This window comes from Nocardiopsis sp. NPDC006198 (genome assembly GCF_040613895.1).
Classification (GTDB): domain Bacteria; phylum Actinomycetota; class Actinomycetes; order Streptosporangiales; family Streptosporangiaceae; genus Nocardiopsis; species Nocardiopsis tropica.
The window spans coordinates 41,089-47,449 of record NZ_JBEXSY010000051.1; the positions used below are offsets into that span (position 1 = coordinate 41,089).

Below are 6,361 nucleotides of genomic sequence, written 5' to 3' on the forward strand. Positions count from 1 at the left end.
CTTGTGCGCGCCGGGTCCCGGCCGCGGTCCCCGCAGGGCCTCGGGTCGGTGCGGAGCGGCGGCGCGCACCCCGCGGCCCCTCTGGCCGAGCCCGCAGCGGTCCGCCCCGGGGCGCCGGCGCACGCCGGGGCCGCACCGCGCCGGGTCGGAGACCGCCGCCGGCGGCCATGGGCCGGACCCGTTCCCAGGATGTCGCGAAGACGTCGGCCCCGCCGCTCGCACAATTTGTTACTGACGAGTAGCATGGGCGCAACAAGTCCACTCACCCTTGGAGAAGGAGGGCCCATCGTGCCGCGAACTGCCCGCGATGTCGTGTTTGTCGACGGGGTGCGCACCCCGTTCGGCAAGTCAGGCAAGGGCCTCTACGCCGAGACGCGCGCCGACGACATGGTCGTCCGCGTCATCCGCGAACTGATGCGCCGCAACCCCGGCCTGCCGCCGGAGCGCGTCGACGAGGTCGCCATCGCCGCCACCACCCAGATCGGCGACCAGGGCCTCACGATCGGGCGCACCGCCGCGATCCTCGCCGGGCTGCCGCGCAGCGTCCCCGGCTACTCCGTCGACCGCATGTGCGCGGGAGCGCTCACCGCCGTCACCACCTCGGGCGCGGGCATCGCCTTCGGCGCCTACGACGTGGTGATCGCGGGCGGCGTGGAGCACATGGGCCGCCACCCCATGGGTGAGGGGGTCGACCCCAACCCGCGGATCGTCTCCGAGAAGCTGGTCGACCCGTCCGCACTGGTCATGGGCAACACCGCCGAGAACCTGCACGACCGGTTCCCGAGCATCACCAAGGAGCGCGCCGACGCCTACGCGGTGCGCAGCCAGGAGAAGGTCGCCAAGGCCTACGCCGACGGCAAGATCCAGCCCGACCTGGTCGAGATGCTGGTCCGCTCCCTGGAGAAGGGCTACGGCCTGGCCACCCGTGACGAGCCCCCGCGCCCCGGCACGACCATGGAGTCGCTCGCCGGCCTCAAGACCCCGTTCCGCTCGCACGGCAACGTGACCCCCGGCAACGCCGCGGGCCTCAACGACGGCGCCACCGGCGCCCTGCTGGCCGCGGAGGACGTCGCCGAGGAGCTCGGTCTCGACGCCCGCATGCGCCTGGTCGACTTCTCCTTCGCCGGTGTCGAGCCCGAGGTCATGGGCGTGGGCCCCGTCCCCGCGACCGAGAAGCTGTTCGCCCGCCAGGGCATCTCGATCGACGACATCGGCCTCATCGAGATCAACGAGGCCTTCGCCGTCCAGGTGCTGGCCTTCCTGGAGCACTTCGGCCTCGCCGACGACGACGCCCGCGTCAACCCGTGGGGCGGCGCCATCGCCATCGGGCACCCGCTCGCCTCGTCCGGCGTGCGCCTGATGATGCAGCTCGCGCGCCAGTTCGCCGAGCGCCCCGACGTCCGGTACGGCCTCACCACCATGTGCGTCGGCCTCGGCATGGGCGGGACCGTCCTGTGGGAGAACACCAACTACGAGGGGGGCAAGTGAGCAACGCGATCGAACAAGCGCGGGAACTGTTCAAGGACGAGGTCGTCACCAACGCGATCTCCCGCGACGTCGAACTCCCCCACGGCGCGGGCACGGCGGTCCTGATCACCCTGGACAACGGGCACGACCACACCAAGCCCAACACCTTCGGCCCCGGCGGGCTCCTCAGCCTGGACGCCGCGATCGAGGCCGCCCGTGCGCGCACCGACATCGCGGCCGTGGCCGTCACGGGCAAGCCGTTCATCTTCGCCGTCGGCGCGGACCTGACCGGCGTCCCGGCGATCCGGACCCGCGAGCAGGCCCTGGCCATCGGCAAGCTGGGGCACGACGTGTTCCGCAAGCTCGGCGAGCTGCACGTGCCCACCTTCGCCCTGGTCAACGGCGCCGCCATGGGCGGCGGCGTCGAGGTGGCGCTGCACTGCACCTACCGCACCATCTCCTCGGGCGTGCCGGCGCTCTCGCTGCCCGAGACCTTCCTCGGCCTGGTGCCCGGCTGGGGCGGCACGTACCTGCTGCCCCGCCTGATCGGCGCCGAGAAGGCCCTCAAGGTCGTCATCGACAACCCGCTGGCCCAGAACAAGATGCTCAAGGGCCCGCAGGCCTTCGAGATGGGCATCGCCGACGCGATGTTCGACCCCGCCGACTTCGTCGAGGAGTCCCTGCGCTGGGCCGCGAAGGTCCTCAAGGGCGACGTCGTCGTCGAGCGCCCCGAGGTCGACGAGGGCGAGGCCTGGGACAACGCGGTCAACATGGCCCGCTTCACCGTCGAGGGCAAGCTGCACGGCGCCGCCCCGGCCCCGGCCCGCGCCGTCGAGCTCGTCGCCGAGGCCAGGAACCGCACGCGTGACGAGGGCTTCGCCGCCGAGGACGAGGCGCTCGCCGACCTCATCATGAGCGACGAGCTCAAGGCCGGCCTGTACGCGTTCGACCTGGTGCAGAAGCGCGCCAAGCGCCCCGCCGGCGCCCCGGACAAGTCGCTCGCCCGCAAGGTCACCAAGGTCGGCGTCGTCGGCGCCGGGCTGATGGCCGGACAGCTGGCGCTGCTGTTCGCCCGCCGCCTCGACGTCCCCGTCGTCATGACCGACCTGGACCAGGCGCGCCTGGACAAGGGCGTCGCCTACGTCCACGGCGAGATCGACAAGCTCCTGAAGAAGGGCCGGATCGGCAACGACAAGGCCAACCACCTCAAGGCCCTGGTCAGCGGCTCTCTGACCAAGGACGCGTTCGCGGACGCCGACTTCGTCATCGAGGCCGTGTTCGAGAACATGGAGGTCAAGCAGCAGGTGTTCGCCGAGGTGGAGGCGGTGGTCTCCCCCGAGGCGATCCTCGCGACCAACACCTCCTCGCTGTCGATCACCGAGATGGCCTCCGGGCTCCGCCACCCCGAGCGGGTCGTGGGCTTCCACTTCTTCAACCCGGTCGCCGTCCTGCCGCTGCTGGAGATCGTCCGCGGCGAGAAGACCGACGACGCCTCCCTGGCCACGGCGTTCGCCACGGCCCGGAAGCTGAAGAAGACCGCCGTCCTGTGCAAGGACGCCCCGGCGTTCGTGGTCAACCGCCTGCTCACCCTGTTCATGGGCGAGGTCCTGGGCGCCGTGGGCGAGGGCACCGAGCCCGAGGTCGCCGACCGCGCGGTCGCGCCCCTGGGGCTGCCGATGTCGCCGCTCCTGCTGCTCCAGCTGGTCGGCCCCGCGGTCGCCCTGCACGTGTCCGAGACCCTGCACGAGGCGTTCCCCGAGCGCTTCGCGGTCTCCGCCGAGCTGGCCGAGATCGTCAAGGCGGGCAAGACGGCGATCTTCGCACCGGACTTCACCATCGACCCCGAGGTGAGGGAGCTGTTCACCGGCGGCGACAAGCCGTCCGAGGAGAGCGAGATCCTGGACCGGGCGCTGCGCGCGATGGCCAGGGAGGTCCGGCTGATGCTGGACGAGGGTGTCGTGGCCGAGGCCGCCGACATCGACCTGTGCCTGATCACCGGCGCGGGCTGGCCGTTCCACACCGGCGGCATCACGCCGTACCTGGACAAGGTCGGCGTGTCCGAGGCCGTGAACGGCAAGCGGTTCCACGAGGGCGCCCCGAAGGCGTTCTGACCGAGGAGCTCCGCCTGGCGCGGACGGGCCCGGCCACCCCTACCGGAACAGCGGGGGCGGCCGGGCCCGTTCGCGTTCCCCGGGAACGCGAAATCGCACTTCACAGACATTTCAACTACTCCAACATACCAATCAGCAACCCTGTGTAATGTCTGCCTCGTGGCAATCTCCCCTGAGCACCAGATATACGCCGAGTTGTTCGCCGACGCGCCGGACATGGCCGTCGGCTTCCTGCGCGACCTCGGCGTGAACGTTCCCGACTACGAACGGAGCGAGGTCACCTCGTGCGACCTCGGCCACGTCGATCCCGTGGAGCGCCGTTCCGACGTCGCGATCATGCTGCGCGGCCCCGGCCCGGACGACCCCCACGACCACCTGATGGGCATCGTCGTGGAGGTCCAGCGCGATCAGAAGGAGCGAAAACGCTTCACCTGGCCCGAATACGTGGCCAGCCTGCGGTCCAGGCACGAGTGCCCGGTCACCCTGCTGACGATCTGTCCGCGACAGTCCGTGGCCGACTGGTACGCCGAACCGATCCACCTGGGCCATCCCGGCTTCGTCCTGCGCCCCCTCGTGGTGGGTCCGGACGACATCCCCGTCGTCACCGACCCCGGCGCCGTGGCGGCCTCACCGACACTGGGCGTGCTGTCGGCGGCGGCTCACGGGGCCGGAAGGACCGACGTGCTGGACGCCCTGCACAGCGGCCTGAGCGTCATCGACCCGGAGAAGGCGGCGAAGTACATTGGATACTCGCTGCACCTGCTCGCCGACACCAACGGACAGAAGGCACTGGAGACACTCATGATGGCGGACACGTACGAGTACAGCAGCACCTGGGCCGACAGTCTCAGGGCCGAGGGTGAGGCCGACATGCTCCTGAGGATCCTCGCAGCCAAGGGCATCGACATCCCGGACGGGGCGCGCGAACGGATCAGCCGCTGCCGCGACGTCGGCCAACTCGCCGCGTGGGCCGACAAATCCGCCGCCATCACCCACATCGACGAGCTGTTCGACGAGTGACCTGAACCCGGGGCGGGTCCGGGCGCCTCGGCGCCCGGACCCGCCGCCGTTCAGCGGACGGTGGCCGCCCGGAGCGGCCCCGCGGGCAGCGTCCCCTGCTGCCGGTACCAGGCGCCCGTCGCGGCGACGGTCTCGGCGACGGAGCGGAACTCCACGCCCAGGTCCCGCTCGGCCAGCCCCGAGGTGATGTACCGGTCCTCGCCCTCGCGCAGGACCCGCACCCCGGCGCGGGTCGCCGTCGGCTCGCCGCCGCCCAGGCGGGCCTGGAGCTCCATGAGCGACGCCGCGGCCAGCGCCAGCCCGGCCGGGACCGCCCGGGGCGGGCGCACGCCCGTCTCGGTGGCGACCGCCCCGGTCAGCCCCGGCACGGACCGCTTGACCCCGGCCACCACGTAGCGGTCGTGCCGGCCCACGCGGGCGGCGGCCACGCAGGCGAACGCCACGTCGCGGGCGTCCACCACGTAGTTGGACAGCCGGGGCACCGCCTTGACCGCACCCTTGGCCACGCCGAGGAAGAGGCGCCCCGAGGAGGTGGGCCCGGCGTCGCCGGGCCCCCACATCCACCCCGGCAGGACCACCGAGACGCGGGTGGACCCGGTCCGCCCCGATCGGATCATCTCGTCCACGGCCCGCTCGGCGCGGACCTTGCTGGAGGGGTAGCACTCCGAGACCCGGAGCCCCGCATACTTCTCCGGGGGCGGGGTCGACTCGTCGGCGGGCTGTTCGGGCCCGCGCAGCGCCAGCGTGTTGATGGAGCTGGTGTGGACGAACACCGGCACCCCCGCCTCGGCCGCCGCGGCCAGGACCAGGCGCGTCCCGGTGACGTTGACCCGCTCCAGGGGCTCGGTGAGGGAGGGGTCCTGAAAGTACTCGCGAAAGTAGGCGGCGGTGTGGAAGACCTCGTCCACCCCCGCGAAGAGGGGCCGGTAGGAGTCGGGGTCGGTGACATCGCCCGGGGCCAGGCGCAGGCGGGGATCGGCGGGGAGTAGCGTACGGGCGCGGTCCAGGTCGCGGACCAGGGCGACGACCTCCTGCCCCTGCTTCAGCAGGAGTCGCACGATGTTGCTGCCCAGGAGACCGGTCGCACCGGTGACCAGGGCCCTCTCCCTCCCCGGGAGCGGTGTGGTGTGGGTGTCCGCCATGGTTTCACATCCCAAATATTATATAGTTGATCTATAATCATTACTCGTGATTATTTATGGAGTGAGGGTGACCGAGTTATGGAGAACGCGGCCGAGTGGGACACCCCCCTGTGGCACACGACCGGTTTCCGGCTGATCAAGCTGGGCGAACTGGCCCAGGCGACCACCGCGTCGATCTTCGGACCCCAGCAGATCTCCTCGCGCGAGTTCCACGTCCTGTCCGCGGCGGCGTCGATGTCCAACCCCTCCCAGAAGGAGCTGAGCCGGGTCCTGGGCGTGGATCCCAACGTGATGGTGGGGCTCGTCGACAGGTTGGAGGAGCAGGGGCTCGCCGTCCGGGAGCGCAACCCCCGGGACCGGCGGCGCTACATCGTGACGACGACGGAGAAGGCGGCGCGCATCCTGGAGGAGGCCCGCGAGACCGTCGCCGAGGCGGAGTCGGAGTTCTTCGCCACGCTGTCGGAACAGGAGGTCAGGACCCTGCACGAGCTGGCGGGGCGCCTGCTCGCCACCCACCCCCGGGTGACCAAGCAGGAGTAGCCGGGAGGGGTCGGTGGGGGGGGGGGGGGGCGGCCCCCCCCCCCCCGGCGGCCAAACAGGCGATACCGCCGCCCCCCGGCA

General features: G+C 71.4%; 5 protein-coding genes. 4 read left to right on the top strand and 1 reads right to left on the bottom strand.

Translation table 11 applies throughout. From position 1 onward, the window contains the following. The first annotated feature begins 312 nt into the window (after positions 1-312). The 3 genes from ABZ234_RS26125 (at position 313) to ABZ234_RS26135 (ending at position 4,598) form a co-directional block, all read left to right on the top strand. On the top strand, positions 313-1,488 hold the full coding sequence (locus tag ABZ234_RS26125) for an acetyl-CoA C-acyltransferase (RefSeq protein WP_355013785.1): 1,176 nt from the start codon (positions 313-315) through the stop codon (positions 1,486-1,488). Further along, complete coding sequence (locus ABZ234_RS26130) at positions 1,485-3,578, top strand: 3-hydroxyacyl-CoA dehydrogenase NAD-binding domain-containing protein (RefSeq protein ID WP_267949180.1); 2,094 nt, start codon at positions 1,485-1,487, stop codon at positions 3,576-3,578. Before ABZ234_RS26125 ends, ABZ234_RS26130 begins: the two co-directional genes overlap by 4 nt. A 159-nt stretch (positions 3,579-3,737) precedes the next feature. Beyond that, positions 3,738-4,598: a hypothetical protein gene (locus ABZ234_RS26135; RefSeq protein WP_355013781.1), complete on the top strand. Its 861-nt coding sequence runs from the start codon at positions 3,738-3,740 to the stop codon at positions 4,596-4,598. Positions 4,599-4,648: 50 nt separating this feature from the next. Here the strand turns inward: ABZ234_RS26135 and ABZ234_RS26140 are convergent, their stop codons facing one another. Further along, positions 4,649-5,740 (bottom strand): NAD-dependent epimerase/dehydratase family protein, encoded by a 1,092-nt coding sequence (locus ABZ234_RS26140; protein ID WP_355013782.1) that lies wholly within the window; start codon positions 5,738-5,740, stop codon positions 4,649-4,651. A gap of 78 nt (positions 5,741-5,818) precedes the next feature. Between ABZ234_RS26140 and ABZ234_RS26145 the strand changes: the two genes are divergently transcribed. After that, positions 5,819-6,280, top strand: coding sequence for a MarR family transcriptional regulator (locus ABZ234_RS26145; RefSeq protein ID WP_267949177.1), 462 nt, complete (start codon positions 5,819-5,821; stop codon positions 6,278-6,280). Positions 6,281-6,361 lie beyond the last annotated feature (81 nt).

Bases quoted from the DNA above. Each gene is read 5' to 3' on its own strand.
- ABZ234_RS26140 (WP_355013782.1), bottom strand. From the start codon at position 5,740: ATGGCGGACACCCACACCACACCGCTCCCGGGGAGGGAGAGGGCCCTG.
- ABZ234_RS26145 (WP_267949177.1), top strand. From the start codon at position 5,819: ATGGAGAACGCGGCCGAGTGGGACACCCCCCTGTGGCACACGACCGGT.